Source organism: Rhodobacter aestuarii, assembly GCF_900156655.1.
Classification (GTDB): domain Bacteria; phylum Pseudomonadota; class Alphaproteobacteria; order Rhodobacterales; family Rhodobacteraceae; genus Rhodobacter; species Rhodobacter aestuarii.
In genome coordinates, this window is sequence record NZ_FTOG01000001.1 from 396,293 (window position 1) to 420,980 (window position 24,688).

General features: G+C 62.9%; 33 protein-coding genes and 1 tRNA gene. 29 read left to right on the forward strand and 5 right to left on the reverse strand.

What is annotated here, in order from left to right:
• Window positions 1–5: 5 nt before the first annotated feature.
• Window positions 6–956, reverse strand: a complete 951-nt coding sequence (locus BW967_RS01810; protein WP_076483317.1) for a class I SAM-dependent methyltransferase — start codon at window positions 954–956, stop codon at window positions 6–8.
• A gap of 385 nt (window positions 957–1,341) precedes the next feature.
• On the opposite strand from BW967_RS01810, the gene BW967_RS01815 reads away from it, so the two are divergent.
• Window positions 1,342–1,572, forward strand: coding sequence for a hypothetical protein (locus tag BW967_RS01815; protein ID WP_076483318.1), 231 nt, complete (start codon window positions 1,342–1,344; stop codon window positions 1,570–1,572).
• Between the two features lie 81 nt (window positions 1,573–1,653).
• On the opposite strand, the gene tig is transcribed toward BW967_RS01815, so the two are convergent.
• Window positions 1,654–2,988, reverse strand: coding sequence for a trigger factor (gene tig, locus BW967_RS01820; protein WP_076483319.1), 1,335 nt, complete (start codon window positions 2,986–2,988; stop codon window positions 1,654–1,656).
• Between the two features lie 202 nt (window positions 2,989–3,190).
• Between tig and BW967_RS01825 the strand changes: the two genes are divergently transcribed.
• The gene (locus tag BW967_RS01825) at window positions 3,191–3,556 is read left to right on the forward strand and encodes a hypothetical protein (protein WP_076483320.1); all 366 of its coding nucleotides are present in this window, start codon (window positions 3,191–3,193) and stop codon (window positions 3,554–3,556) included.
• Between the two features lie 98 nt (window positions 3,557–3,654).
• Here the strand turns inward: BW967_RS01825 and BW967_RS01830 are convergent.
• Window positions 3,655–3,738: transfer RNA gene (locus tag BW967_RS01830), tRNA-Leu, on the reverse strand.
• 176 nt (window positions 3,739–3,914) lie between these two features.
• On the opposite strand from BW967_RS01830, the gene BW967_RS01835 reads away from it, so the two are divergent.
• Window positions 3,915–4,196, forward strand: coding sequence for a hypothetical protein (locus BW967_RS01835; protein WP_076483321.1), 282 nt, complete (start codon window positions 3,915–3,917; stop codon window positions 4,194–4,196).
• A 125-nt stretch (window positions 4,197–4,321) separates the two neighbouring features.
• Window positions 4,322–4,849, forward strand: a complete 528-nt coding sequence (locus tag BW967_RS01840; RefSeq protein ID WP_083951852.1) for a Hint domain-containing protein — start codon at window positions 4,322–4,324, stop codon at window positions 4,847–4,849.
• Here the strand turns inward: BW967_RS01840 and BW967_RS19055 are convergent.
• Together BW967_RS19055 and BW967_RS19060 are read right to left on the reverse strand one after the other, a co-directional pair.
• Window positions 4,846–5,700, reverse strand: a complete 855-nt coding sequence (locus tag BW967_RS19055; RefSeq protein ID WP_308811416.1) for an NAD(P)H-hydrate dehydratase — start codon at window positions 5,698–5,700, stop codon at window positions 4,846–4,848. The two genes, BW967_RS01840 and BW967_RS19055, sit on opposite strands and share 4 nt — an antisense overlap.
• Window positions 5,701–5,769: 69 nt before the next feature.
• Window positions 5,770–6,417, reverse strand: a complete 648-nt coding sequence (locus BW967_RS19060) for an NAD(P)H-hydrate epimerase (protein ID WP_308811415.1) — start codon at window positions 6,415–6,417, stop codon at window positions 5,770–5,772.
• A gap of 160 nt (window positions 6,418–6,577) precedes the next feature.
• On the opposite strand from BW967_RS19060, the gene BW967_RS01850 reads away from it, so the two are divergent.
• From BW967_RS01850 to BW967_RS01970, 25 genes are all read left to right on the forward strand, one after another.
• A complete protein-coding gene (locus BW967_RS01850; RefSeq protein ID WP_076483322.1) occupies window positions 6,578–6,916 on the forward strand; it encodes a P-II family nitrogen regulator in 339 nt (112 codons plus the stop codon).
• Window positions 6,917–6,977: 61 nt separating this feature from the next.
• Complete coding sequence (glnA, locus tag BW967_RS01855; RefSeq protein WP_076483323.1) at window positions 6,978–8,387, forward strand: type I glutamate--ammonia ligase; 1,410 nt, start codon at window positions 6,978–6,980, stop codon at window positions 8,385–8,387.
• A 134-nt stretch (window positions 8,388–8,521) separates the two neighbouring features.
• Entirely contained in the window at window positions 8,522–9,451 is a 930-nt protein-coding gene (gene fabD, locus BW967_RS01860) for an ACP S-malonyltransferase (RefSeq protein ID WP_076483324.1), read from the forward strand.
• 81 nt (window positions 9,452–9,532) lie between these two features.
• Window positions 9,533–10,270 (forward strand): 3-oxoacyl-[acyl-carrier-protein] reductase, encoded by a 738-nt coding sequence (gene fabG / locus BW967_RS01865; RefSeq protein ID WP_076483325.1) that lies wholly within the window; start codon window positions 9,533–9,535, stop codon window positions 10,268–10,270.
• A gap of 192 nt (window positions 10,271–10,462) precedes the next feature.
• Window positions 10,463–10,696 (forward strand): acyl carrier protein, encoded by a 234-nt coding sequence (locus BW967_RS01870; protein ID WP_013067402.1) that lies wholly within the window; start codon window positions 10,463–10,465, stop codon window positions 10,694–10,696.
• A 102-nt stretch (window positions 10,697–10,798) separates the two neighbouring features.
• Complete coding sequence (gene dps / locus BW967_RS01875; protein WP_245826407.1) at window positions 10,799–11,338, forward strand: DNA starvation/stationary phase protection protein Dps; 540 nt, start codon at window positions 10,799–10,801, stop codon at window positions 11,336–11,338.
• A gap of 83 nt (window positions 11,339–11,421) precedes the next feature.
• Entirely contained in the window at window positions 11,422–11,967 is a 546-nt protein-coding gene (thpR, locus tag BW967_RS01880; protein WP_076483326.1) for an RNA 2',3'-cyclic phosphodiesterase, read from the forward strand.
• Between the two features lie 119 nt (window positions 11,968–12,086).
• Window positions 12,087–13,349 carry a beta-ketoacyl-ACP synthase II gene (fabF, locus tag BW967_RS01885; RefSeq protein WP_076483327.1) on the forward strand — a complete coding sequence of 421 codons (1,263 nt, stop codon included), beginning with the start codon at window positions 12,087–12,089 and terminating at the stop codon, window positions 13,347–13,349.
• A gap of 2 nt (window positions 13,350–13,351) precedes the next feature.
• Window positions 13,352–14,500: an endolytic transglycosylase MltG gene (gene mltG, locus BW967_RS01890; RefSeq protein WP_083951890.1), complete on the forward strand. Its 1,149-nt coding sequence runs from the start codon at window positions 13,352–13,354 to the stop codon at window positions 14,498–14,500.
• A gap of 195 nt (window positions 14,501–14,695) precedes the next feature.
• Window positions 14,696–15,052: a hypothetical protein gene (locus BW967_RS01895; RefSeq protein ID WP_245826408.1), complete on the forward strand. Its 357-nt coding sequence runs from the start codon at window positions 14,696–14,698 to the stop codon at window positions 15,050–15,052.
• A complete protein-coding gene (locus tag BW967_RS01900; protein WP_076483330.1) occupies window positions 15,003–16,349 on the forward strand; it encodes a DNA-packaging protein in 1,347 nt (448 codons plus the stop codon). Before BW967_RS01895 ends, BW967_RS01900 begins: the two co-directional genes overlap by 50 nt.
• Before the next feature lie 142 nt (window positions 16,350–16,491).
• Window positions 16,492–17,670: a phage portal protein gene (locus BW967_RS01905; protein ID WP_076483581.1), complete on the forward strand. Its 1,179-nt coding sequence runs from the start codon at window positions 16,492–16,494 to the stop codon at window positions 17,668–17,670.
• A 3-nt stretch (window positions 17,671–17,673) separates the two neighbouring features.
• A complete protein-coding gene (locus BW967_RS01910) occupies window positions 17,674–17,907 on the forward strand; it encodes a GTA head formation protein, RCAP_rcc01685 family (protein ID WP_076483331.1) in 234 nt (77 codons plus the stop codon).
• 10 nt (window positions 17,908–17,917) lie between these two features.
• A complete protein-coding gene (locus BW967_RS01915) occupies window positions 17,918–18,478 on the forward strand; it encodes an HK97 family phage prohead protease (RefSeq protein WP_076483332.1) in 561 nt (186 codons plus the stop codon).
• A gap of 27 nt (window positions 18,479–18,505) precedes the next feature.
• Window positions 18,506–19,696, forward strand: a complete 1,191-nt coding sequence (locus BW967_RS01920; RefSeq protein ID WP_076483582.1) for a phage major capsid protein — start codon at window positions 18,506–18,508, stop codon at window positions 19,694–19,696.
• 62 nt (window positions 19,697–19,758) lie between these two features.
• Entirely contained in the window at window positions 19,759–20,355 is a 597-nt protein-coding gene (locus tag BW967_RS01925) for a head-tail connector protein (RefSeq protein WP_076483333.1), read from the forward strand.
• Window positions 20,352–20,690 (forward strand): head-tail adaptor protein, encoded by a 339-nt coding sequence (locus tag BW967_RS01930; RefSeq protein WP_076483334.1) that lies wholly within the window; start codon window positions 20,352–20,354, stop codon window positions 20,688–20,690. Before BW967_RS01925 ends, BW967_RS01930 begins: the two co-directional genes overlap by 4 nt.
• Entirely contained in the window at window positions 20,687–21,094 is a 408-nt protein-coding gene (locus BW967_RS01935) for a DUF3168 domain-containing protein (RefSeq protein ID WP_076483335.1), read from the forward strand. The genes BW967_RS01930 and BW967_RS01935 overlap by 4 nt, the downstream gene beginning before the upstream one ends.
• A 27-nt stretch (window positions 21,095–21,121) precedes the next feature.
• The gene (locus BW967_RS01940; RefSeq protein ID WP_076483336.1) at window positions 21,122–21,535 is read left to right on the forward strand and encodes a phage major tail protein, TP901-1 family; all 414 of its coding nucleotides are present in this window, start codon (window positions 21,122–21,124) and stop codon (window positions 21,533–21,535) included.
• A gap of 1 nt (window position 21,536) precedes the next feature.
• The gene (locus BW967_RS01945; protein ID WP_076483337.1) at window positions 21,537–21,860 is read left to right on the forward strand and encodes a gene transfer agent family protein; all 324 of its coding nucleotides are present in this window, start codon (window positions 21,537–21,539) and stop codon (window positions 21,858–21,860) included.
• Window positions 21,861–21,874: 14 nt separating this feature from the next.
• Window positions 21,875–22,090: a phage tail assembly chaperone gene (locus BW967_RS18460; RefSeq protein ID WP_076483338.1), complete on the forward strand. Its 216-nt coding sequence runs from the start codon at window positions 21,875–21,877 to the stop codon at window positions 22,088–22,090.
• A gap of 42 nt (window positions 22,091–22,132) precedes the next feature.
• Window positions 22,133–22,714: a phage tail tape measure protein gene (locus BW967_RS01955; protein WP_076483339.1), complete on the forward strand. Its 582-nt coding sequence runs from the start codon at window positions 22,133–22,135 to the stop codon at window positions 22,712–22,714.
• 9 nt (window positions 22,715–22,723) lie between these two features.
• Complete coding sequence (locus BW967_RS01960; RefSeq protein WP_076483340.1) at window positions 22,724–23,356, forward strand: DUF2460 domain-containing protein; 633 nt, start codon at window positions 22,724–22,726, stop codon at window positions 23,354–23,356.
• Complete coding sequence (locus BW967_RS01965; protein ID WP_076483341.1) at window positions 23,356–24,243, forward strand: DUF2163 domain-containing protein; 888 nt, start codon at window positions 23,356–23,358, stop codon at window positions 24,241–24,243. Before BW967_RS01960 ends, BW967_RS01965 begins: the two co-directional genes overlap by 1 nt.
• Window positions 24,240–24,686 carry a C40 family peptidase gene (locus BW967_RS01970; RefSeq protein ID WP_076483342.1) on the forward strand — a complete coding sequence of 149 codons (447 nt, stop codon included), beginning with the start codon at window positions 24,240–24,242 and terminating at the stop codon, window positions 24,684–24,686. Before BW967_RS01965 ends, BW967_RS01970 begins: the two co-directional genes overlap by 4 nt.
• Window positions 24,687–24,688: the final 2 nt, after the last annotated feature.

Here is a 24,688-nt window from a genome sequence, read left to right on the forward strand (position 1 = left end):
GCTGATTAAGGTGTTTTGCCACGCAGGCGCCGCCCCAATGCGCGGAGTTTACGGGTGATCTTTCTCAGCAGCGGCATTTTGCGTTCGGGCAGCTTTTCGGAATATTCCATGACCATCCGCCGCAACAGAGTGTTGCGCCGTTCGATATGCTCTTGAGGGCTGAGTTGGCGCGGCGCGATCGGGCGGCGCAGCCGCACATAGAATTCCACGCCCGTCGTGTCTGACACCTCCTCAACTTCAAGGGAGATCAGGCCAAGATACTGCGCATCCAGCAGCATCAATTCCAATGATGCCGGGGTGAACACCGAGCAATGTGTGTCGATATATTCGGAAAGCGCGGTGCCCTTCTTCCAATCGTCGTAAAGAGCGCGCAGATCGGTTTCGCAGCCAAGGCGCGCGGGCGAAATGCCCATCTGGAACGCATAGGGATCAGACGGGGTATCTTGGCGCCGCGCATGAACCGACTGCGCCCGAAACACCTGCGCCGGGCTCGGTTTTTGCGGATCAGACAGCGAGGCTTCGATCCAATCCGCCAAAGTGCTGCGTGAGCGGAAAACGTCAAAACAACCGCGATGGTCGGGCACGGCAATCGACAAGACGCCGCCGGGGCGCAGAACTTGCGCACAGCCGTTGAGAAATTTGATCGGATTGGGCAGGTGCTCAAAGTTGTGCGAACTGACGATGTAGTCATACCGACCATGGTCGGTCTCTGGCACCAGTGCGGCAATCTCGGTCGCGCTACCAACAAAATCCACCTCTTCGATGGCGGTGCAATCGCGTGCGCTTTGATTTGGGTCTGCGGCACCACGGGCGCGCAGCGTTTCGGTGTCGAACACGTCAAGGATGCGGATGTTGTAGCCGGCAGCGCGCGGTGCAATCGCCGCGAGCCAAGGGGCGACTTCAATACCGAGATCCGTCTTCGATATGCCTTTAAGGATAATGTCTCTGCGCTCCAAACTCGTCTCCAAACCCTGTTTATATCCCTAAAGTTTACCGTAAGGGTTGTGCCGGGGTTCGCCAAGAGAAGGTTAAGGGTTGAGCGTCACCTGTTGCGCCGATGCCGTATAATCCTTGGTGATACGTGTTTGGAGGGCGCGAGCGCGCGTTCTGGGCGCGAATGGTCCAATTTTACCCAAACTGTTTCCAATTCTCGCCCCATTTCGCCGCCAGATTGAAGCTGTTCGGGAAACAAAGCTCGAATGTGTATTGGCAGTAGTGAGTCATTGATATGGTAGGTAACGACGAAATGCGTTTTCGACGAAGGCCGGATCGGGCCGGAGCGTGGCAGCGCTTGAAACGACCCTCTCCCCCCTCTGACAGCATCAGCAAGGAGTGCCTGAAATGGAGTTCAGGATCATTGCCGTCGTGCTGAGCTTTCTGGGGTTGATGTGTTTGCAATTGGCAGATTCAGGCACATTCGGCACCGGTTCGCTCGCACGATCCTTTGACAGACCCGCCTTTGTCGATCTCTCCGGACATCAGGTCGGTCGCTCCAACTTCAGCCCATTGGCGCTTCCCCGCCCAAGCCGCCTCGACTTCGACGCGGGGAAGAAATTTTTCGGCTTGGACTGACCCCGCCGATGCAATGGTGCCAAAAGAAAAGGCCGCCCCGAGGGGCGGCCTTTTTGTCACTGTCCGGTGACGATGGCTGGATCAGAGTTCGTCCAGCGCTTCGATCGCTTTTTGCAGATCTTCTTTGCTGACTTCTTTGTCGGTCACTTTCGCGCCCGAAACGATGAAGTCGATCACTTTGTCTTCGAAGATCGGCGCGCGCAGTTGTTGTTGCATTTGCGCGTTGCTCTTCACGAATTCAAAGAAGGCACGTTCTTGACCCGGGTATTGACGGGCAGCGTTCATCACCGCTTGCGTCATTTCCGCGTCGGTCACTTCGATTTTCTCGACGCGGCCCATTTCGGCGAGCACGAGGCCAAGGCGGACGCGGCGGGTCGCCAGCGCTTTATGTTCCTCGGTCGGCTCGATGTTGCCGTGGTCATGGCCGTGGTGATCGGGGTTTTCCTCATGCCACAGCTGGTGCGCGATTTGGTTGGCTTCGGCTTCCACCAGCGAGGGCGGCAGTTCGAAGTCCATTTTGCCATCCAGCGCGTCCAGCAGGCCACGCTTCAGCACAGCGCGCGCCGCGCCGACATATTCGGCTTCAAGGCGTTCGGTGACTTGGGCTTTGAGCGCGGCCAGATCTTCGGAGCCGAATTTCTTTGCCAGTTCGTCATCGACTTCGGCCGCTTTCGGGGCTTTCACCGCATGGACGTGGCATTTGAAGGTGGCTTCTTGGCCCGCCAGATGCGCGGCACCATATTCCGCCGGGAAGGTCACTTTCACTTCCACATCTTCACCGGCTTTCGCGCCAACGAGTTGGTCTTCGAAGCCCGGGATGAAGGAGTTGGAGCCCAGCACCAGCGGATATTCTTCGCCTTTGCCGCCTTCAAACGGCTCGTCGCCAAGGAAGCCTTCGAAATCGATCACGACTTGGTCGCCGTCTTTCGCTTTCGAGCCTTTGCGGCGGTCTTCGAAGCTTTGCGCCGATTTGGCGAGGTTTTCGAGCGCTTCGGTCACGGCAGCTTCGTCGGCTTTCACGACAAGGCGTTCCAGTTCCAGCTCGCCACGGTCGAAGCTCGGAATTTCCGGCAGCGCTTCATAAGAGACGGTGAAAGTGGCATCCGAACCCGGTTTCCAGGCTTCGCCGTTTTCCATCTCGATTTTCGGCTCCAGCGCCGGGCGGTCGCCCGAGGTGGAGAGAATTTCTTTCACCGCGGCATCAACGCCTTCATTGAGCACGTCGCCCAGCAGACGATCACCGAATTGCTTGCGCAGGATCGGCATCGGCACTTTGCCCTTGCGGAAGCCCTTGATCTCGACTTCGGGCTGGGCCTCGGCGAGTTTCGCGGTGACTTTGGCCTCGAGCTCCTCACCGGTCAGGGTGAAGCTGTAGCCGCGCTTGAGGCCTTCGTTGAGGGTCTGGGTGACCTGCATGGGGTTTCCTCTGGTTCCGGCGCGCCGCGCGCGCATGGGGCAAAAATTTCAGAGGCCCTTCTAGGCACTCGTCGCTTGGCTGGCAAGGCGAAACGCGGCGCAAAAACGGCGTGTAGGGGCGAATCTTTCTGCTTTTCGGCCATTCTTGCGCCATCTTCGATCGGCAAAACCGGGCTGTTTATGATTGGTGAGGAGTGTTCCATTGAACAAAGGCATTTTCATGATTGTCGCCGCCTTGGGAATGATTGTCGCGGGCGTGGTTTTGGGGGGACAGGATTGGACCCCGAAAGAGATCGATTTTTCCGACATGCCGAAAGAGCCCAATGCGGTCGAATGTAAGCAGATTTCTTCGGCATATAGCCGGGAAATGGATGCGATTACGCGCGCGGCCGCCGAGGCATTGCAAGCCGCCCCCGCGCCGACCGCGCAGGCGCGCTTCGTTGGGGCGGGAGATGGCTTTGGCAATGTGTCAAAGGCCGGTGGCTCTGGGCTTGGTGGCCTGCGGATGCAGCTCAAAAAGCTTGAGCGCGTCGAGAAATATCTCACCCGCGAATGTGGGGGCAAATAGCGGAACCTAATCCCGCGCATCGCGTTTAACCCAAGCGCGACACCGAAAACGCTCGTGCAGGCCGACACCGCCGCGCGGGCGTTTGCTTTTGGAGATGATGGTGCGGGTGAAGGGACTCGAACCCCCACGCCAAAGGCGCCAGAACCTAAATCTGGTGCGTCTACCAGTTCCGCCACACCCGCATAGGCGGCCTTTTAGCAATCTCGTTGGGCAATGAACAGGGGGCGGTTTGCGAATTCGAAAGATTGTCGTGGCAGAAACAATGGATGAAAGAACCGCGCAATGTTCACAATCTCGCCCCTTTTGCATGGTCTGATCAAGGCATGGCAAAGGATCGGGGCAGAGGATCGGGGCCGTTATGAAACGTCGTCATGCAATTGGATGGGTCGCTTTGCTGGGGTTGGGGGTAAGCCTCGCCACGCCAGCGGTGCCGTTTCAAGGCGATGAAGACAGCGATCCGGTCGTGACATTGCTGGATGGGCGGCAGGTGCGCAGCGCTGCGCTCGATTGTTTTGATTTGCAAATCCACACCCAGATCGAGGCGGAGCGGCTCAAAGCCACCAATCTGCGCGCTTCCTCGGATGTCACCTCCGAAGCTCCTGTTTTCGCACCTCTTTATGCGGCACGCTGCAACAAGTGATGCGTTCTTGCCAAGGGCTGCGCGAATTTCACGGCAGTTAACCTTTTCGCTCGCCAGCCTGTCCCCAATCGCCTAGTCTTTTTGCCAGAGCCGCAAAGGCCACGAGCAAAGAGCAGGATCACCCGATGGACAGGCAGGCCACGGGGCGCAGCAGCGGGGGGCAGCCCCCGGTGAACCTATCGCCCATATTCACACTCGACACCCATCTTGAAGCAGGGCCGGGGCAAGGCCGCGCGGGCTGTGCGCTTGGGGCGCAAGTGGCAACGATGGAAGGGCTTTTGCCGGTAGAATACCTTAGCCTTGGCGATCGGATCATCACCCGGTCCGGCGCGCGGGTGCTGCGGGGCATTTCCTCGGTGCCTTTGATTTCCAACCTTGTGCGGGTCGCGCCGGGCGCGCTTGGCCATGATCGGCCCGGCAAGGCGCTGGTGTTGGGCGCGGGGACAGAGGTGCTGGTGCGCGATTGGCGCGCGCAGGTGCTGTTTGGTGCGGATCAAGCTTTGGTGCCGGTGGCGCGGCTGGTGGATGGGCAGTTCATCACCCGCGTCACGGGGCAAAAGACCCGGCTTTTCACCCTGCATTTTGACGCGTCCGAGGTGATTTATGCCGATGGCGTCGAAATTGGCTGCAAGCCTCTGGCGGTGAAAGTTTAAACGTCGATTTCGCGCAACACGGCCGGCAGTGCTTCGGGCAGGTCTTCGGCAATCAGGCCGGGGCCGAATTGGCGCGCGCAGGCGGCGTGCAACCATGTGCCGGTGCAGGCGGCTTCATAGGCACTAAAGCCGCGCGCCATCAGCCCGGCAATCAGCCCCGCCAAAACATCGCCCGCGCCCGCAGTGGCGAGCCACGGCGCGGCCAGTTCCCCGCACGCGTCATGCAGGGCGGCCATTCCGTTTTGATCGGCGATGGTGGTTTGCGCGCCCTTCAAGAGCACGGTGCAGCCCGCGCGGGCGGCGGCTTGGCGGGTTGCGTCAATCTTTTCTATCTCGCCCGCTTCCAGTGCTTCAGCCAGATCGGGGAAGAGGCGGCGAAATTCGCCCAAATGCGGGGTGAGCACCACGTTTTCATGCGTGGCGTTGAACAGCAATTCTGGTTCGCGCTCAAAAGCGGAAAGCGCATCGGCATCGAGCACCGTGGCGCGCTTGCCCCAAAGGGCTGCAGGCACCATTTCTTGGGCGCGTGGCAGGCCGAGCCCCGGCCCAAGGCAAAGCGCAGTCAGGCGCGTGTCTGAAAACAGGCCGCGCAGGGCGTAAGCATCGGGCAGGGCGCTCAGCATCACCGCGTTCAGATGCGCGGCATTTTCCGCCAAAGAGACCTGCGGGCAAGCGAGCGTCACCAGCCCCGCGCCGACCCGCAGCCCCGCGCGGGCCGCAAGCCGTGCCGCCCCGCCGCGCCCAAGCCCACCGGCCAGCACCAGCAAATGGCCGTGGCTATATTTATGCCCTGCAACCCCTTTGGAAAGCGCCGCGCGGCGCGTCTCGGTTAGGGTGATGTGCTCGGTCATAGCGGGCTCCGGTCGAAATTTTGCTTAGCTTGGCAGGTTTTACCCCAAAGGCCATGATGAAAAGATGAACTAAAGCCCGAGCGGCGCCACAATCACCGGCACGCCGCGCGCGCGCAGATGCGCATGGGCGGGTTTGAGCGCGTGAAACGTGACCACCAGCGAGGTGGGTGCGGTGGGCCAATCCATCGTGTCGGGGCGGGCATCGGCATCGCGGCCCGAGGGCAGATCGACCGACAGCACCGGGGCTTGGGTGCGGCTGATGGCGGCAAAGATCGTGTCAAACCCGGTCAGCGGGCGCGAAAGCCCAATCCCAAACAGCGCATCGACAATCAGATCGGGCGTGCCGAAATCGGGCTTGGCGGGCAGGGGATTGACCCGCCCGATTTTGCACCACCGGTCGTGGTTGGCGCGCGCGTCGGGGGGCAGACGCTCGGCCCCGCCGTAAAGATAAAGCGCCACCCGCCAGCCGCGTTTGCGCAGCTGGCGCGCAACAACGAAGCCGTCGCCGCCATTATTGCCCGGCCCGCACAAAATGACGGCACGCGGCGCGGTGCCGGGGCGTGCAAGCTCCGGCCAAGCGGCGAGGATGGCGGTGACAAGGCCGGTTCCGGCGCGCTCCATCAACTCCAAACCGGTGACAGAGCCCGTCCCGATTGCCGTTGCTTCCATGGCGCGCATTTGGGCGCTTGTGATGATTTGCGGCTGTTTCTCATTCATCCCGTTTACAAACTGCCTGAAAAATGCGCTAAACGCTTAAACCCTGACCGCGTTTTCGGGAATCCCCGAGCGCACTGCCCTAGGCGAAAGCTAGCCGATTGCGGGGCGGCGTGGAAAGTGGTCAGAGAGGTGCGGCAAGAACGAAAGGGGGAGTCGGCGCATGAAAAAGGTCGAAGCGATCATCAAGCCGTTCAAGCTCGATGAAGTGAAAGAAGCGCTTCAGGAAGCGGGTATCCAAGGGCTTAGCGTGATCGAGGTGAAAGGCTTCGGGCGGCAAAAAGGCCATACCGAGCTTTACCGTGGCGCCGAATATGTCGTCGATTTCCTGCCCAAGGTGAAAATCGAGATGGTGTTGCCTGATGAGATGGTCGACACCGCCATCGAAGCCATTGTCGGCGCCGCGCGCACCGAAAAAATCGGCGACGGTAAGATTTTCGTCTCCCCCGTGGAACAGGCGATCCGTATCCGCACCGGCGAGACCGGCGAAGACGCGGTTTAACGCTTTGTAAGAATTCGGACTTTTGGTCCGGAAACCCATGCTCAACGAAAGGGTAGTCAATATGAGCGCAGTCAATAAGGCTCTCGAACTGATGAAGGCCGAGGAAGTCGAATATGTCGACGTCCGCTTCACCGACCCGCGCGGCAAACTCCAGCACGTGACGCTGGTGGCCGATCTGGTCGATGAAGACTTCTTCGAAGAAGGCTTCATGTTCGACGGTTCGTCGATTGCTGGCTGGAAGTCGATCGACCAGTCGGACATGAAACTGATCCCGGATGCGGGCTCGGTCTACATCGACCCGTTCTACGCTGAAAAAACCATGTGCGTGCACTGCAACGTGGTTGAGCCCGACACCGGCGAAGCCTACTCGCGCGACCCGCGCGGCACCGCTGCGAAAGCCGAAGCTTACCTGAAAGCCTCGGGCATCGGCGATGCGGCCTACTTCGGCCCGGAAGCTGAATTCTTCATCTTCGACGACGTGCGCTACTCGGTCACGCCGCAAAAAGTGGCTTACTCGGTTGATGCCGAAGCCGCCGCTTGGAACACCGATGCGGAAATCGAGATGGGCAACCTCGCCCACCGCGCTGGCCACAAAGGCGGCTACTTCCCGGTCAACCCGACCGACGAAGCCCAAGACCTGCGCTCGGAAATGCTTTCGACCATGAAACGCATGGGCATGAAAGTTGACAAGCACCACCACGAAGTGGCGACCTGCCAACACGAGCTGGGCATGATCTTCGGTGGTCTCGTCGAGCAAGCCGACAACATCCAGAAATACAAATACGTGATCCACAACGTGGCCCACGCCTACGGCAAAACCGTGACCTTCATGCCGAAGCCGATCAAAGGCGACAACGGCTCGGGGATGCACGTGAACATGTCGATCTGGAAAGACGGCAAGCCGCTCTTCGCTGGCGACAAATATGCTGACCTGTCGCAAGAAGCGCTCTACTTCATCGGTGGCGTGCTGAAACATGCGAAAGCGCTGAACGCGCTGACCAACCCGTCGACCAACTCGTACAAACGTCTGATCCCGGGCTTCGAAGCCCCGGTTCTGCGTGCCTTCTCGGCGCGTAACCGTTCGGGCTGCGTGCGTATTCCGTGGACCGAATCGCCGAAAGCGAAACGTGTGGAAGCCCGCTTCCCCGATCCGTCGGCGAACCCGTATCTGTGCTTCTCGGCCCTGCTGATGGCTGGCCTCGACGGCATCAAAAACAAAATCGACCCGGGCCCGGCGTCGGACAAAGACCTCTACGATCTGCCGGCCGAAGAACTGGCCGCGATCCCGACCGTCTGTGGTTCGCTGCGTGAAGCTCTGGAAGCGCTCGAAGCCGATCACGAGTTCCTGCTCGCCGGCGACGTGTTCACCAAAGACCAACTCGAAGGCTACATGGCCCTCAAGTGGGAAGAAGTGTACGCCTACGAGCACACCCCCCACCCGGTCGAATACCAACTCTACTACTCCTGCTAATCTTAGCCGGAGCGGTTACGGAAGGGCGCCCTTTGGGGCGCCCTTTTGCTTTGGCGCTTTATGCCGCTGAGCGCGGCTGTTGAACCGAACGCTACGTCAGGCTAGGAAAGCGCAGGTTTACCAAGGAGACAGGCATGAGCGTGGCATGGGTGTTCCCCGGTCAGGGGGCGCAAACGATCGGGATGGGCAAGGCATTGGCCGAGGCATACCCGGCAGCGAAAGCGGTCTTTGATGAGGTTGATGCGGCACTGGGCGAAAAGCTGAGCGCGCTCATTTGGGAGGGCGATATTGCCGATCTGACGCTGACCGCCAATGCCCAGCCCGCGCTGATGGCGACCTCGCTTGCCGCCGTGAAGGCGCTGGAAGCCGAGGGCTTCAAGATCACCGACGCGGCTTATGTGGCGGGCCATTCGCTTGGCGAATATTCCGCGCTTTGTGCGGCGGGGGCGTTGAGCCTTTCGGATACCGCGAAGCTTTTGCGCATCCGGGGCGAGGCGATGCAATCGGCGGTGCCGGTGGGCGTGGGTGCGATGGCCGCGCTTTTGGGCCTCGATTTCGCGACCGCGACCGAAGTGGCGCAAGAGGCCGCCGAGGGCGAGATTTGCCAAGCCGCGAATGACAATGATCCGGGGCAGGTGGTTGTTTCGGGCCACAAAGCCGCCGTGGAACGCGCGGTGGAGATCGCCAAGGGCAAAGGCGCAAAACGTGCGGTGATGCTGCCGGTCTCCGCCCCCTTCCACTGCGCGCTGATGCAACCCGCCGCCGACCGCATGGCCGAGGCGCTGGCCGGGGTGGCGATTTCGGCCCCCGTGGTGCCTGTGGTGGCGAATGTGCGCGCCGAGGCGGTCAGTAGCCCCGATCTGATCCGCGATCTGCTGGTACAGCAGGTCACGGGGTCGGTGCGCTGGCGCGAGTCGGTGGAATGGATGGTGGCGCAAGGTGTCACCGAGGCATGGGAAATCGGTGCGGGCAAGGCGCTCTCGGGCATGATCAAGCGCATCGCCAAAGAAACCGCGCTCAAAAATGTGGGCACGCCTGAAGATCTGGCGAAGCTCAAGGGCTGATCTGGGGGCGCCGGGGGCCCCGCCTCCGGCCCCTCCATAGGTATTTACGCCGGTAAGAATTGGCGAAGGAAAGGCTTGCAGATGTTTGATCTGACTGGGAAATGCGCGCTGGTGACCGGCGCTTCGGGTGGCATTGGCGGCGAGATTGCCAAAGCCCTTCATGCGGCGGGCGCGAAAGTGGCGCTGTCGGGCACGCGGGTCGAACCGCTTGAGGCTTTGGCCGCTGAGTTGGGCGAGGGCGCGTTTGTTTGCCCCGCGAACCTGTCGGACCCGGATTCGGTTGAAGCGCTGCCGAAAGCTGCTGCGGCGGCGATGGGCTCGGTCGATATTTTGGTCAACAATGCGGGCATCACCCGCGACAACCTTTTCATGCGCATGTCGGATGACGAATGGCAGGCGGTGATGGATGTGAACCTCACCTCCTCGTTCCGTCTGATGCGCGGCGTGCTGCGCGGCATGATGAAGGCGCGCTGGGGCCGGATTGTGACCATCACCTCGGTCGTCGGCCAAACCGGCAACCCGGGGCAGGGCAACTATGCCGCCGCCAAAGCGGGGCTCGTCGGCATGTCGAAATCGCTCGCTTACGAAGTGGCAAGCCGTGGCATCACCGTGAACTGTGTCGCGCCGGGCTTCATTGCCACCGCGATGACCGACAAGCTCAATGATGAGCAGAAGGGCAAGATTTTGTCGCAGATCCCCTCGGGCCGGATGGGCGCGCCCGAGGAAATCGCGGCGGCGGTGCTGTATTTGTCCAGCCCCGAAGCAGGTTACGTCACCGGCGCCACGCTCAGCGTGAACGGCGGCATGGCGATGGTGTGACGCATTGCCCCTGCCGTTGGGGCAAGCGCGGTCTTTTAACGACTTGCCTTGCGTGGGGACTGTGCTATAGGCGGCGAAGACGGGACGGGGGTGTGCCCCCGTTTCGCGGCGGCCCTGCGTGACGGGGCGAAGAAGCCGCTCGCACGAGCACGGAAGGGATGGGCCAACGCGCCCCCGAACTGAGGAAAAGACATGAGCGACATCGCGGATCGCGTGAAAAAGATCGTCGTGGAACATCTGGGTGTGGAAGAAGACAAGGTCACCGAGACCGCGTCCTTCATCGACGATCTGGGCGCCGACAGCCTTGACACCGTTGAACTGGTGATGGCTTTCGAAGAAGAATTCGGCATCGAGATCCCGGATGATGCGGCCGAAACCATCCAAACCTTCGGCGACGCGGTGAAGTTCATCACCGAAGCCGCCTAATAGGTTTTTTTGAGAATTCATGGAACGGCGCCCCCTCGGGCGCCGTTTTCCTTTGCACAAGCGGCCTACGGGCCATGACTTGAAACTGCGAAGGAGATGACGATGACCGTCGATATTCAGGGCCTTGAAGACCTCAGCAAGAAAATGGACTTTGCCGGCGAGGTGGAAAATTCCATCGGCTTGATGGGGCTTGAGGGGAATGCACGCAAAGTTTCGGTCGAGGTGCTTAACGCCTGCCTTGTCGATGAGATCGCTTTGGGTCTGGCGCTGAAACAGGCGCATTGGAATGTGAAGGGGCCGAATTTCATCGCCGTGCATGAGCTGCTCGACAATGTTCACGCCCGGGTGCAAGAGCAGGTCGATACGATCGCCGAGCGGGTGCAGATTTTGGATGGCACGGCGGTTGGCACGCTCGAAGCCGTGCAAAAGTTCACCGAGCTTGAACCCTATCCGATTGGCCTGACCGGGATTGAGGCGCATCTGGCAGAACTTTGCGCGCGGATGCTGAAGCTTGGCGCGAAGCTGCGCAAAGGCATTGAAGAGACCGAGGGCGCGGGCGATGCCGATACCGCCGATGTGCTCACCGCTGCCTCGCGGCAGATGGACAAGGATGTTTGGTTCCTGCACTCTCACCTTGAATGAGGGAGCACCTCGCGTGATCGAGGTCTAGCTTAGCGACTAAGCTACGGCACCCTGCGGGGTGCCGTTTGCGTTTTGGGGGGAAGATGCGGGTCTTTGTGGGGGTGATGCTGGCGGAGGCGCTTTGGGAGCCGGTGGCGCAGTTGCAAAGCGCGCTTGGCTGTGGCCGCGCAGTGGCGGAAGAGAACCTGCATTTGACGCTCGCCTTTCTGGGCGACGTGGACCTGCCCGAGCTCGAAGCCGTGCATGAAGAACTGGCCGCTTTGCCTGTGACGCCCTTCACCGTGGACCTGGCCGGGCTTGACCCGATGGGCGGCGCGGATCGGGTGGAAACCTTGGTCTTGAACGCGCGGCCGAACCCGGCGCTGGAGGCGCTGCACTCTAAGGTCGCGCAAGCGGCACGACGCGCGGGCGTGGTGCTGGAGCGGCGCCGCTTTCGCCCGCATGTGACGATTGCGCGGTTTGGCAAAGGCTTTGGCCCCGGCGCGGTGGCCAAGCTTGGTGCGCTGTTGCAAGCGCGCGGCGATGTGGTTTTGCCCGAATGGCGGGTGACAGGCTTTGCGCTGATCCGCTCGCATCTGGGGCGCGAGGGGGCGAGCTACGAGGTGCTGGCGGAGTATCCCGAGGCGTGAAGGCGCGCGTTCCCAGCCTTTTGCGTGGCGCGAATGCCCGCCTGCGGCGGCGCTGGACGTTGCACGGCCCAAAGTGCGCGTGTAGAAGGCCTTAACGAAATTTTGCAAAGGGGGCGCGCATGCGTCGGGTTGTCGTCACGGGTCTTGGTATGGTCACGCCGCTGGCTTGCGGGGTTGAGGAAACCTGGTCGCGTCTCTTGGCCGGGCAATCGGGGGCGGGGCTGATCACCCGGTTTGACGCCTCGGCTGTGACGACGAAATACGCTTGTGAAGTGCCGCGCGGCGATGGCTCGGATGGCACCTTCAACCCCAATGACTGGATGGAGCCGAAAGAGGCCCGTAAGGTCGATGAGTTCATCCTTTACGGGTTGGCGGCTGCCGACCAAGCCGTGCGGGACTCGGGCTGGATGCCCGAAGACGATGAGAGCCGTGAACGCACTGGCGTGATGATTGGTTCGGGCATTGGCGGGCTGCAAACGATCGCCGAAAACGCGGTGCTAATTAAAGAAAAGGGCCCGCGTCGGGTGAGCCCGTTCTTTATTCCGGCGGCGCTGATCAACCTTGTGTCTGGCCAGGTGTCGATCCGCTTTGGTTTCAAAGGGCCGAACCACGCGGTGGTGACGGCCTGTGCGACCGGTGCCCATGCGATTGGCGATGCGGCGCGGCTGATCATGCTCGGCGATGCCGATGTGATGGTGGCGGGCGGAGCCGAAAACCCGATTTCCGAGATCGGTATTGCGGGCTTCAACGCCTGTAAGGCGCTCTCGACCAAGCGCGCGGATGACCCGCAAGCGGCGAGCCGCCCGTGGGATGAAGACCGTGATGGCTTTGTCATGGGCGAAGGCGCGGGCTGTGTGGTGCTGGAAGAATACGAACACGCCAAAGCGCGCGGCGCGAAGATTTACGCCGAAGTGCTGGGCTACGGCCTTTCGGGCGATGCGTACCACATCACCGCGCCCTCGGAAGATGGCGATGGCGGCTTCCGCGCGATGAAAGCGGCGCTGAAGAACGCGGGACTGACGCCTGCAGATATTGATTACATCAACGCGCATGGCACCTCGACCATGGCCGATACGATTGAGCTTGGCGCGGTGGAGCGGCTGCTCGGCGATGCGGCGGCCAACGCCACCATGTCTTCGACCAAATCGGCGACGGGCCACCTTTTGGGGGCTGCTGGCGCGATTGAAGCGATCTTCTGCATTTTGGCGATCCGCGATCAGGTCGCGCCGCCGACGCTGAACCTTGATAACCCCGCGGGCAATCCGGTGATTGACCTTGCGCCGAAGGAGGCCCGAAAGCGCAAGATTGATATCGCCATGTCTAACAGCTTTGGCTTTGGTGGCACCAATGCCAGCGTGATCGTGGGCAAGGTGCGCGACTGATGATCTGGCGGCATATCGTCTCCAATTTCCTGACGCTGGCCATCGTGATCATGGTGGTGCTGGGCGGGCTCGTGACATGGGCGAAGACCCAATATGAGGAGCCCGGCCCCCTGACCGAGGGGATTTGTCTGCGCGTCGAATCGGGGGCGAAATTCCGCGATATTTCCGAGACATTGGCCGCACAAGGGGCGGTGTCTTCGGCGTATATTTTGCGCGCGGGCGCCGATTATTCGGACAAGGACGGCAAGCTGAAGATCGGCTCTTACCTGATTGAGCCCCATAGCTCGATGGCGGGGATTGTCGATCAGATCACCGCGGGCGGGCCCTCTACCTGTGGGACGGAGCTGAATTTCCGCATTGGTGTGAACGGGCAGCAGATGATCTTGCGCACGCTCGACCCGGCGACGGGGCGCTATGTGGAAACGGCGAAGTTTGACCCGAAGGCCGAGGATGTGCCCGAGGGTTTCTCGGAGGAGGCGCAAAAGGCCGACACCCGGCTGCGCGTAACCTTGGCCGAGGGTGTGACCAGTTGGCAGGTGGTTGAGGCGCTTAAAGCCGCCGATTTCCTCAGCGGCGATGTGGCCGAGGTTCCGGCCGAAGGCACGCTTTCGCCCGACAGCTATGAAGTGACGCGCGGCGCGAACCGGGCCGATCTTTTGGCGCAAATGAAAGCGCGGCAGGAAACGGCTTTGGCTTTGGCGTGGGAGACCCGTTCGGAGGGGCTTCCCTATGCGAGCCCGGAAGAGGCTTTGGTAATGGCCTCGATCGTCGAAAAGGAAACCGGGGTTGCCTCGGAACGTGCGCAGGTGGCGAGTGTTTTCGTCAACCGGCTTGAGCGCGGGATGAAGCTGCAAACGGACCCGACGGTGATTTACGGCGTGACCAAAGGGCAGGGCGCGCTGGGGCGGGGCTTGCGCCAAAGCGAGTTGCGTCGCGAGACGCCCTACAACACCTATGTGATCGATGGGCTGCCGCCGACGCCGATTTGTAACCCGGGCACCGCAGCGATTGACGCCGCGCTGCATCCGGCGGACACGCCCTATATCTACTTTGTGGCCGATGGCACGGGCGGGCATGCTTTTGCGCAAACGCTTGATGAGCATAACGCCAATGTGGCGCGCTGGCGGGCGATCGAGGCGCAGCAGGAATAGGCTGCAAGGTACTGAAAAGATGCAAGAAACCCCGGCATTGCCCGGGGTTTCTTAATGTAGCGCACGCTACCGCTTAGGCGTTAAAGCTTGACTCGGCGCACGCCTTAAGGTAGAAATTTTGCATGCTAGGAGAAGTGGGCAAGCGCCGCGGGGACCCCCGTTGGCGCTTTTTCATTTTGCCCTGCCGGGGGGCGGGTGCGGGCAGCATGGGGGCAGGCGAACGATCAGATGAATGGTGAGGTCACAGGTGGGACCGATCCGCCGGCAGATTTGCTGGCGGAAACGGAGGAGTTGTATCGCGCGGTTGCGGGGGAGTTGGCCGTGGTGATGCGGGGGCTGCGTCAGGGCGAAAAGGCCGATGTGAAGGCGGCTGTGCAGTCAGTCAAAGATCTGCGCGCAGCGTTGCAGATGGTGATGGAGGAACGGGGTCGTGTCGAAAAATTGCGCAAGCAAGTGGCCGCAGCCGTGCCAGCAAACGGGCTTGACCTTGCGGCGGCCCGAGATGAGATCGGGCGCCGCTTGGCTTGCCTGCGCGACGCCGCGCGACGTTGATGCGTTTTTGGGCGGGCTGGGCGAAAACGCACTTTTGGCGCTGCCGTGGCTGTTTGAGTTTTGGGCGCTGCCGCATCAACTGCCGCCAGTGGGCAGCTGGAAAAGCTGGGTGATCATGGGCGGACGAGGTGCGGGCAAGACCCGTGCCGGGGCGGAATGGGTGCGTGCGCAGGTGGAAGGCGCGGGGCCGAAGGATGCCGGGCAGGCGCGGCGTGTGGCGCTCGTTGGGGAGACCTTTGATCAAGTCCGCGAGGTGATGATCTTTGGCGAGAGCGGGATCTTGGCCTGTTCGCCGCCCGACCGCCGCCCGGTGTGGGAGGCCACGCGGCGGCGTTTGGTGTGGGAAAATGGTGCGACCGCGCAGGCCTTTTCGGCGCAAGAGCCAGAGGCGTTGCGCGGGCCGCAATTTGATGCCGCTTGGGTGGATGAACTCGCCAAATGGAAGAAGGCCGAAGAGGTTTGGGACATGCTGCAATTTGCGCTGCGGCTGGGGGCGCATCCGCAGCAAGTAATCACCACGACGCCGCGCAACTTGGGGGTGCTGAGGGCGATTTTGGAGAACCCCTCGACCGTGGTGACCCATGCGCCGACCGAGGCGAACCGGGCCTATTTGGCGCAAAGCTTCTTGGACGAGGTGCAGGCGCGTTATGCGGGCACGCGGCTGGGGCGGCAGGAGTTAGAGGGCGTGTTGCTGGACGATGTCGAGGGCGCGCTTTGGACCACGGCCATGCTGGAGGCGGCGCGGGTTGCGCGGGTGCCGGAATTGGACCGCGTTGTTGTGGCGCTGGACCCGGCGGTGACGGGCGGTGCGAGCGCGGATGAATGCGGGATTGTGGTGGCGGGCGCGGTGACGCGCGGTCCGGTCTCTGACTGGCGGGCCTATGTTTTGGAGGATGCGAGCGTGCGCGGGCGGCCCACGGATTGGGCACGCGCGGCGATTGCGGCGATGGAGCGTTGGGGCGCTGAAAAGCTGGTGGCCGAGGTCAACCAAGGCGGTGATCTGATTGAAAGCGTGCTCCGCCAAATCGACCCTTTGGTGCCGTTCAAAGCGTTGCGCGCGGCGCGGGGCAAGGCGGCGCGGGCGGAGCCTGTCGCGGCGCTTTACGAACAGGGCCGGGTGAAACATTGCCGTGCGGGCGCGCTTGGCACGCTTGAGGACCAGATGTGCCGCATGACGGTGCAAGGTTACACCGGGCCGGGCTCGCCCGATCGGGTGGATGCGCTGGTGTGGGCGATGACCGAGCTCATTTTGACCCCCGCCGCGCATTGGCGCCGCCCGCAGGTGCGCGGGCTTTAGGCGCGTTGTCTTTCATCTTGCCGCAAATATCCCACGGGGGCGCGGGGGTGTGAAACCCCCGCAGCCTTGGCGGAAATGCGGAAATTCATCTGAAAGGCCGGGGTTTGCCCGGCCTTTTTCATGCTGGCCTAAGGGGATGCTGATGGCGTTCAATCTTTTCCAAAAACCGCGCGTGGCAGCGCCGCCGGAGCGCAAAGCCTCTGTCACCGGGCGGATTGTGGCGCTGGCGGCGGGGGCGGGGCGGCCTGTCTGGGGGCCGCGCGATAGCGCCAGCCTGACGCGCGCGGGGTTCACCGCCAATCCGGTGGGGTTTCGCGCGGTGAAGCTGATTGCGGAGGCGGGCGCGGCGGTGCCGCTGATCTGTGCCGATGCGACGCGCCGCTATGAGGTGCATCCGCTGTTGGATTTGATCGCGCGGCCCAACCCGGGCCAAGGGCGGGCGGAATTGTTTGAGGCGCTGCTAGGGCAGATTTTGCTTTCCGGCAATGGCTATGTGGAGGCGGTGGCGCAAGAGCCCGGCCTACCGCGCGAATTGCATGTGCTCCGCGCGGATCGGATGCAAGTGGTGCCGGGGCCGGATGGTTGGCCCGTGGCCTATGATTACGCGGTGGGTGGGCGCAAACATCGCTTTGAGATGACCGGCGCGCCCGATCCGATTTGTCATATCAAAAGCTTCCACCCTTCTGATGACCATTATGGTCTTTCGCCGATGCAGGCGGCGGCGGTGGCGGTTGAGGTGCATAACGCGGCCAGCGGTTGGTCCAAGGCGCTGTTGGACAATGCCGCGCGGCCCTCGGGGGCGATTGTCTATACGGGCGCGGATGGGCAAGGCACGCTCAGCCCCGATCAATATGAGCGGCTGGTGGTGGAGATGGAGACCCATCACCAAGGCGCGCGCAATGCAGGCCGCCCGCTGCTCTTGGAGGGTGGGCTTGATTGGAAGCCGATGGGGTTTAGCCCCTCGGATATGGAATTTCACGAAACCAAGCTTGCGGCGGCGCGCGAGATTGCCGTGGCCTTTGGTGTGCCGCCGATGCTGTTGGGCATTCCGGGCGAGGCGACCTATGCGAATTATGCCGAGGCGCATCGGGCGTTTTATCGGCTCACGGTCTTGCCGCTCATTACCCGCGTGGCGGCGGCGCTTTCGTGGTGGCTCTCGGGCTATTTGGGAGTGCGGGTCACCTTGCGGCCAGATCTGGATCAGATCCCAGCGCTTGCGGGGGAGCGCGATCAGCTTTGGGCGCGGATCAGCCAAGCCACGTTTTTGAGCGATGGTGAGAAGCGCCGCCTTTTGGGGTTGCCGCCCGCGCCGGAGGGCTAGGGCATGGCGACCGGAGGCTCGCGTTACCTCAAGGAGCCCTTTGCCGCGCATGAGGAGCGGTTGCAGGCGACCGACCGGATTATGGAGCTGCAATTCGCGCATCTGGAGCGGCGGTTGGAGAAGATCGAGGGGCTGATTGAGCGGCTCGAAAAGCGTTTGTGGGTCAGCGTTTACGGCGTGGTGGCGGTGATCGTGACGCAGGCGGTGCTGGGCATCCTCGACCATGCCCCGAAGTGAGGAAAGCGATATGGATCAGATGGAAAGCGGGCTTTTGGAGACAGGGCTCGAACATAAGTTTTGCCGCGCCGATGGGCCGATGCAGGTGGAGGGCGGCACCCAGATCGAGGGTTATGCCAGCCTTTTTGGCACGCCCGACCAAGGCGGCGATGTGGTGCAGCCCGGCGCTTATGCCCGCGCGTTGGAGCGGCTCGCAGAGCAGGGCGGGCGGGTGAAGATGCTTTGGCAGCATGACCCCGCGCAGCCGATTGGCGTGTGGGACAGCGTCACCGAGGATGCGCGCGGCCTTTACGTCAAGGGGCGGCTTTTGCCCGAGGTGGCGCGGGCGCGCGAGGCGGCGGCGCTGGTTGCGGCGGGGGCGATTGACGGGCTGTCGATCGGCTATCGCACCTTGCGCGCGCATCGCAACGAAAAGGGCGCGCGGCTTTTGGCCGAATTGGAGCTTTGGGAAGTGTCGCTGGTGACCTTTCCGATGTTGCGCGCGGCCAAGGTGGCGGCAAAGACCCGCGCGCCCTTGCAAGAGCTGGCGGCGGCGTTGCGCGTTGCCACGGCAGAACTGGCGGCGCGCTAGGCCCGCCGAACCCAAGGAGAGATGGAAATGAGTGATCAGACATGGGCCGGGGCGGGGCTGCCCCCGGGCCCCGATCCGGCATGGGAAATGCAAGCCGCGCTCGCGGATTTTGTGAAGGAAGTCAAAGGCTTTCACGAGGAACTTCGGGCCAAGGTGCAACAGCAAGAAGAGCGTGTGACGATGCTGCAAACGAAAACTCTCACCGGGCGTCCCGCCCTTGCGCAAGCTGCCAGCGAAGAGGCGCCGCACCTGAAAGCCTTTGGGGCCTATGTGCGCCACGGCGATGATGATGGGCTGCGGGCCTTGGCGCTGGAGGGCAAGGCGCTCAATACCGCTGTTTCCGCCGAGGGGGGCTATTTGGTCGATCCGCAAACGGCGGAGACCATTCGCGGGGTGCTGATGGCGACCGCCTCGATCCGGCAGATTGCGAGCGTGGTGCATGTGGAGGCGAGTTCTTTTGATGTGCTCGTGGATCATTCCGAAATGGGCTCTGGTTGGGCCACGGAAACGGCGAGCCTGACCGAGACGGCGACGCCGCAGATCGACCGGATCACGATCCCGCTGCATGAGCTTTCGGCGCTGCCCAAGGCGAGCCAGCGGCTGCTCGATGACAGCGCCTTTGATATTGAAACTTGGCTGGCGAACCGGATCGCCGACAAATTCGCCCGGGCCGAGGCTTCGGCCTTTATTGCGGGGGATGGGGTCGATAAGCCGACCGGCTTTTTGACCCATCCGAAGGTGGCCAACAGCGGCTGGAGTTGGGGCAGCCTTGGCTACATTGCGACCGGGGCGGATGGCGATTTTGCGGCGGTGAATGCCTCGGATGCGGTGGTCGATCTGGTCTATGCTTTGGGGGCCGAATACCGCGCCCACGCTAGCTTTGTGATGAATTCGAAAACCGCGGGCGCGGTGCGCAAAATGAAAGACGCCGATGGGCGGTTTTTGTGGTCCGACGGTTTGGCGGCGGGCGAGCCGGCGCGGCTGATGGGCTATCCGGTGCTGATTGCCGAGGACATGCCTGATATTGCCTCTGGCACCTATGCGCTGGCCTTTGGCGACTTTGCCAATGGCTACACGATTGCCGAGCGGCCCGAATTGCGGGTGCTGCGCGACCCGTTCTCGGCCAAGCCGCATGTGCTCTTTTACGCCTCCAAACGTGTGGGCGGCGATGTGAGCGATTTTGCGGCGATCAAGCTGTTGAAATTTGCCACCGCCTAAGGGCGGCGCGGGGTCGGGCCTGGCCCGGCCCCAAGGTTTGGGCGTGGTGCGGAGGGTGTTTCATGGTGTTGACCGAAGGGGCGCCGGTGGCCGAGGCGGTGCTGCCGGTGGCGGAATTTCGCGATCATTTGCGGCTGGGGCGCGGCTTTGCCGATGTAGGGGCGGAAGATGCGGCGCTGGTGGGCTATTTGCGCGCGGCTTTGGCGGCAATTGAGGGGCGCACGGCAAAAGCCTTGTTGGCGCGGGCGTTTACGCTGAGCCTGCCGCGCTGGCGCTGGGGGGATATGCAAACATTGCCGATTGCGCCGGTTTCTGCTGTGGCAGAGCTGCGGTTGATTGACAGCGCCGGGGCGGTGAGCGTGGCGGACCGGGCCAGTTGGCGGCTGGTGCAGGATATGGCGCGGCCCCGGCTTGTGGCGGTGGGGGCTTTGCTGCCGCGCATCCCGACAGATGGCCGCGTTGAGGTGGCCTTTACGGCAGGCTTTGGCCCGGCTTGGGCGGATCTGCCGGTGGACCTTGCCCAAGCGGTCTTTTTGCTGGCCGCGCAATATTTTGAGTTTCGCCATGACAGCGCGGGTGACGGCGCGGGAATGCCCTTTGGCGTGAGTGCCTTGATTGAGCGCTGGCGCACGGTGCGGGTATTGGGGGGCGGCGCATGAGCCTGCCCGATTTCAACCATGAATTGGTGCTGGAGGAGGCGGTGCGCCTGCCCGATGGCGCGGGGGGTTATGCGCTTGGCTGGCAGCCCTTGGGCACGCTTTGGGCGGCGCTGCGGGCGGGCACCGGGGCGGCGCGCGGTGGCGAGGCCGTGACGCTGGCCTCGGTGCCCTACAAGGTCGTGGTGCGGGCCGCGCCTGTGGGCAGCCCGCGCCGCCCCAAGCCCGCGCAACGGTTTCGCGATGGCACCCGTGTCTTTGGCATTTTGGCGGTGGCCGATGATGACCCGCAGGGCCGCACGCTGACCTGTTTCGTGCGTGAGGAGGTGGCGGCATGAGCTATGCGATTGCGGCTGCGTTGCAGGCGGCGATTTATGCGCGGCTTACAGAGGATGCGGCGCTGAGCGCGCTGGTGGGCGGGGCGATTTATGATGCGGTGCCCCCCGGCCCGGTGTCGGGGCCTTATGTGAGCCTTGGGCCGGAAAGCGTGCGCGATGCCTCAGACGCGACGGGCGCGGGGGCGGCGCATGATTTCACCCTCTCGGTCATTTCCGATGCGGCGGGCTTCGCAGGCCTCAAAGCTGTGGCGGGTGCGGTGTCTGACGCGCTTTTGGGCAGCGATCTGGTGCTGGCCCAAGGGCATCTGGTTGGGCTGTGGTTTTTGCGCGCCCGCGCGCGGCGGGTCGAGAAAGCGCAGACCCGGCGCATTGATTTGACCTTTCGCGCCCGCGTGGCGGGCTGAGGTCGTTTTCACCCAAAGGAGAGAAAGATGGCGGCGCAAAATGGCAAGGATCTGTTGATTAAGCTCGATCTGAGCGGGGCGGGGCAGTTTGAAACCATTGCGGGGCTGCGCGCGACGCGGATCAGCTTCAATGCGGAAACGGTGGATGTGACCTCGCTTGAAAGCCAAGGCGGTTGGCGGGAGCTGCTGGCGGGGGCGGGGGTGCGCTCGGCCAGCCTATCGGGGGCGGGGGTGTTCAAGGATGCGGGCACCGATGAACGCGCGCGGCAGGTGTTTTTTGACGGTGAGAAGCCCGATTTTCAGGTGATTATCCCCGATTTTGGCGTGGTCGAGGGGCCGTTCATGATCTCCGCGATTGAGTATGCGGGCAGCCATAATGGCGAGGCGCGTTTTGAATTGGCGATGGCCTCGGCGGGCGCGCTGCGGTTCACGGCGCTTTGACATGGCGAACCCTTGGGCTGGTGAGGTGGAGGTGGTTCTGGGCGGCAAGCCGTGGGCGGCGAAGCTGACGCTTGGGGCTTTGGCGGAACTGGAGGCGGAGCTTGGCGAGGCGAGCCTTTTGGATTTGGTCGCGCGGTTTGAAAGCGGGGCATTTTCGGCGCGTGATGTCTTGGCGCTTTTGGTGGCGGGGTTGCGCGGCGGCGGCTGGGAGGGACGGGCCGAGGATTTGCGCAAGGTGGAGATTGCGGGCGGTCCGTTGGTGGCGGCGCGGCTTGCGGCGCAGTTGCTTGCACGCGCCTTCACCCTGCCTGAGCCGCCGAGTTGAGATGGCAGCCTGACATGGCGGAGAAGTTGGATTGGCCCGGAATGCTGCGGGCGGGGTTGCAGGGGTTGCACCTGCGGCCTGCGGAGTTTTGGGCGCTGAGCCCGGCGGAACTGGCCTTGATGCTGGGCGCGACGGGGCAGGGCGGGGCGCTGAGCCGCGCGGGGTTGGCGGCTTTGGCCAAACGCTGGCCCGATACCCCGGCGAAAGGAGAGAAAAATGGTGGAGATTGAGGGCTTTGAGAGCTGGAGCGCGCCTTGGGCGGGGCCGAGGGGATGGCGGTGAGTTTTAGCGGCGAGCTTGCCCGGATGCGCGAGAGCCTGACCTATACTGGGCGCGAGGTGGGCACGCTCTCGCACAGCCTTGGGCGCAGTTTGAAGCGCGCCTTTGATGGTGTGGTTCTTGACGGGGGGACGCTTTCGGATGCTTTGGGGCAGGTGGCCGAGAGCCTGTCGCGCACGGCCTATGCGGTGGCGATGCGCCCGGTGCAAGAGGCTGTGGGCGGGGCGCTGGCCACTGGGTTGAACGGGCTCTTCGGCGGCGTGTTCCCGTTTGAAAAAGGTGGGGCCTTTAGCGCGGGGCAGGTTTTGCCCTTTGCCAAAGGGGGCGTGGTGAGTGCGGCCACGACTTTCCCCTTGCGGGGTGCCACTGGGCTGATGGGCGAGGCGGGGCCGGAGGCGATTTTGCCGCTGGCACGTAGCGCAGACGGGCGGCTTGGGGTGCAAGCCGGGGGCGGGCGCGCGGTCAATGTGGTGATGCATGTTTCCACGCCCGATGCGGCGGGCTTTGCGCGGTCTTCAAGCCAGATCGCGCAGCAAATCAACCGCGCTTTGGCGCGTGGGCAACGCAATGCGTAAGGGGGCGAGATGGCTTTTCACGCGGTGAGATTTCCCGCCAATCTGAGCTTTGGCTCGGTGGGTGGGCCGGAGCGGCGAACCGAAATTGTGACGTTGGCAAGCGGGTTTGAAGAACGCAACAGCCCCTGGGCCCATGCGCGGCGGCGCTATGATGCGGGGGTGGGGCTACGGTCTTTGGATGATGTGGAGCGCTTGATTGCGTTTTTTGAGGCGCGCGGCGGGCAGCTCCACGGCTTTCGCTGGAAGGATTGGGCCGATTACAAAAGCTGTGCGGCCTCGATGCAGCCGGGCTATGAAGACCAGTTTTTGGGCTTGGGCGATGGGGTGAGCCGCCGGTTTCAATTGCGCAAGCTTTATAGCTCGGGCGGTGTGGACTATTGGCGCCCGATCACCAAGCCCGTGGCGGGGACGGTGCTCGCGGGCGTGCAGGGCGACCACCAAGCCGAAGAGGCGCAGTTCACGCTGGAGTTGGAAAGCGGCGGGGTGGTGTTTCACACCGCGCCGGGGGCGGGCGCGCGGATCACGGCGGGGTTTGAGTTTGATGTGCCAGTGCGGTTTGACACTGACCGGATCGCGGTTTCTGTGCAGTCGTTCCAAGCGGGGGATGTGCCGCAGGTGCCGGTGGTGGAGCTGCGGGTCTGATGGCGTTTTCTGCGGAATTTCAGGCGCATCTGGCAAGCGGCAATACCACGGTGGCGCGGGCTTGGGCGGTGGTGCGCCGCGATGGGTTGGTGTTGGGCTTTACCGACCATGACCAAGCCTTGGTCTTTGAAGGGGTTCGCTTTGCGCCTGAGAGTGGCTTGAGCGCGCGGGCCTTGGTGCAGGGCACGGGGCTGTCGATTGATAATAGCGAAAGTTATGGCGCGCTGCGCTCCGAGGCGATCACCGAGGCCGATCTTTTGGCGGGGCGCTATGACGGGGCGGAGGTGCGGATTTGGCTGGTGAATTGGGCCGATATCACGCAGCGCGCTTTGATCTTTCGTGGCCATATCGGGGAGGTCACGCGCGGGGCCGGGGCCTTTGCGGCGGAGTTGCGCGGGCTGACGGAAGCTTTGGGGCAGGAGCAAGGGCGGATCTATCATTCGCGCTGTGCGGCCGTGCTGGGGGATGCGCGCTGCGGCTTTGATGTGGGCACCAATGGCTATGCGCTGAGCGCTGCGCTGGCGCAGGTGAACACAGGCGGGTTCGTGGTGACCGAGGGCGCGGGGTTTGAAGACCGCTGGTTTGAAAAGGGCCTTGTGGTGGTGCAATCGGGCGCGGCTTCGGGGCTGGTGGGTCTTGTGAAGACCGATCGGCTTTTGGCCGATGGCACGCGGCAGGTGGCGCTGTGGCAAGAGTTGGGAGCGCCGCTTGCCGTGGGGGATGTGCTGCAGCTTGCGCCCGGCTGTGACAAGCGGGCCGAGACGTGCCGGCTCAAATTCGACAATTTCGCGAATTTCCGGGGCTTTCCGCACATTCCGGGCGAGGATTGGCTGATGTCCTACCCTGTGCCCTCGGGGGCGAATGACGGGGGGAGCCTGTTCAGATGAACGAGATCGGAGCGCGGGCGGTGGCCGAGGCGCGGCTGTGGCTTGGCACGCCCTATCTGCATCAGGCGAGTGTGCGGGGCGCGGGGGCGGATTGTCTGGGGCTGTTGCGCGGGGTCTGGCGTGCGCTTTACGGGGGCGAGCCGGAGCCCGTGCCAGCCTATAGCGCGGATTGGTCTGAGCCGAGCGGGCAAGAGGCGTTATGGGCGGCGGCGCAAAGGCATTTGCGGCCCTTGCCGGGGCTTTTGGTGCAAGCGCCCGGAGAGGTGCTCTTGTTTCGGATGCGCGCGGGATCTGTGGCGAAACATTTGGGTATCGTCTCGGCAACCGGGGCGCAGGCGCGGTTTGTGCATGCCTATAGCGGGCATGGGGTGGTGGAAAGCCCGCTCGCGGCGCCTTGGGCGCGGCGGATTGTGGCGCGGTTTGCCTTTCCGGAAAGGGCGTGAGC

What these genes read in the sequence shown, in the direction of transcription:
- BW967_RS18460 (WP_076483338.1), top strand. Translation starts at nt 21,875, where the DNA reads ATGGCGGAGAAGTTGGATTGGCCCGGAATGCTGCGGGCGGGGTTGCAG.
- BW967_RS01925 (WP_076483333.1), top strand. Translation starts at nt 19,759, where the DNA reads ATGGTGTTGACCGAAGGGGCGCCGGTGGCCGAGGCGGTGCTGCCGGTG.
- BW967_RS01870 (WP_013067402.1), top strand. Translation starts at nt 10,463, where the DNA reads ATGAGCGACATCGCGGATCGCGTGAAAAAGATCGTCGTGGAACATCTG.
- BW967_RS01935 (WP_076483335.1), top strand. Translation starts at nt 20,687, where the DNA reads ATGAGCTATGCGATTGCGGCTGCGTTGCAGGCGGCGATTTATGCGCGG.
- BW967_RS01850 (WP_076483322.1), top strand. Translation starts at nt 6,578, where the DNA reads ATGAAAAAGGTCGAAGCGATCATCAAGCCGTTCAAGCTCGATGAAGTG.
- BW967_RS01945 (WP_076483337.1), top strand. Translation starts at nt 21,537, where the DNA reads ATGGCGAACCCTTGGGCTGGTGAGGTGGAGGTGGTTCTGGGCGGCAAG.
- glnA (WP_076483323.1), top strand. Translation starts at nt 6,978, where the DNA reads ATGAGCGCAGTCAATAAGGCTCTCGAACTGATGAAGGCCGAGGAAGTC.
- BW967_RS19055 (WP_308811416.1), bottom strand. Translation starts at nt 5,700, where the DNA reads ATGACCGAGCACATCACCCTAACCGAGACGCGCCGCGCGGCGCTTTCC.
- thpR (WP_076483326.1), top strand. Translation starts at nt 11,422, where the DNA reads ATGCGGGTCTTTGTGGGGGTGATGCTGGCGGAGGCGCTTTGGGAGCCG.
- tig (WP_076483319.1), bottom strand. Translation starts at nt 2,988, where the DNA reads ATGCAGGTCACCCAGACCCTCAACGAAGGCCTCAAGCGCGGCTACAGC.
- BW967_RS01930 (WP_076483334.1), top strand. Translation starts at nt 20,352, where the DNA reads ATGAGCCTGCCCGATTTCAACCATGAATTGGTGCTGGAGGAGGCGGTG.
- BW967_RS01910 (WP_076483331.1), top strand. Translation starts at nt 17,674, where the DNA reads ATGGCGACCGGAGGCTCGCGTTACCTCAAGGAGCCCTTTGCCGCGCAT.
- fabD (WP_076483324.1), top strand. Translation starts at nt 8,522, where the DNA reads ATGAGCGTGGCATGGGTGTTCCCCGGTCAGGGGGCGCAAACGATCGGG.
- BW967_RS01815 (WP_076483318.1), top strand. Translation starts at nt 1,342, where the DNA reads ATGGAGTTCAGGATCATTGCCGTCGTGCTGAGCTTTCTGGGGTTGATG.
- BW967_RS19060 (WP_308811415.1), bottom strand. Translation starts at nt 6,417, where the DNA reads ATGAATGAGAAACAGCCGCAAATCATCACAAGCGCCCAAATGCGCGCC.
- BW967_RS01915 (WP_076483332.1), top strand. Translation starts at nt 17,918, where the DNA reads ATGGATCAGATGGAAAGCGGGCTTTTGGAGACAGGGCTCGAACATAAG.
- BW967_RS01940 (WP_076483336.1), top strand. Translation starts at nt 21,122, where the DNA reads ATGGCGGCGCAAAATGGCAAGGATCTGTTGATTAAGCTCGATCTGAGC.
- BW967_RS01970 (WP_076483342.1), top strand. Translation starts at nt 24,240, where the DNA reads ATGAACGAGATCGGAGCGCGGGCGGTGGCCGAGGCGCGGCTGTGGCTT.
- BW967_RS01965 (WP_076483341.1), top strand. Translation starts at nt 23,356, where the DNA reads ATGGCGTTTTCTGCGGAATTTCAGGCGCATCTGGCAAGCGGCAATACC.
- fabF (WP_076483327.1), top strand. Translation starts at nt 12,087, where the DNA reads ATGCGTCGGGTTGTCGTCACGGGTCTTGGTATGGTCACGCCGCTGGCT.
- BW967_RS01960 (WP_076483340.1), top strand. Translation starts at nt 22,724, where the DNA reads ATGGCTTTTCACGCGGTGAGATTTCCCGCCAATCTGAGCTTTGGCTCG.
- BW967_RS01905 (WP_076483581.1), top strand. Translation starts at nt 16,492, where the DNA reads ATGGCGTTCAATCTTTTCCAAAAACCGCGCGTGGCAGCGCCGCCGGAG.
- BW967_RS01955 (WP_076483339.1), top strand. Translation starts at nt 22,133, where the DNA reads ATGGCGGTGAGTTTTAGCGGCGAGCTTGCCCGGATGCGCGAGAGCCTG.
- BW967_RS01835 (WP_076483321.1), top strand. Translation starts at nt 3,915, where the DNA reads ATGAAACGTCGTCATGCAATTGGATGGGTCGCTTTGCTGGGGTTGGGG.
- dps (WP_245826407.1), top strand. Translation starts at nt 10,799, where the DNA reads ATGACCGTCGATATTCAGGGCCTTGAAGACCTCAGCAAGAAAATGGAC.
- BW967_RS01900 (WP_076483330.1), top strand. Translation starts at nt 15,003, where the DNA reads ATGAGATCGGGCGCCGCTTGGCTTGCCTGCGCGACGCCGCGCGACGTT.
- fabG (WP_076483325.1), top strand. Translation starts at nt 9,533, where the DNA reads ATGTTTGATCTGACTGGGAAATGCGCGCTGGTGACCGGCGCTTCGGGT.
- BW967_RS01920 (WP_076483582.1), top strand. Translation starts at nt 18,506, where the DNA reads ATGAGTGATCAGACATGGGCCGGGGCGGGGCTGCCCCCGGGCCCCGAT.
- BW967_RS01840 (WP_083951852.1), top strand. Translation starts at nt 4,322, where the DNA reads ATGGACAGGCAGGCCACGGGGCGCAGCAGCGGGGGGCAGCCCCCGGTG.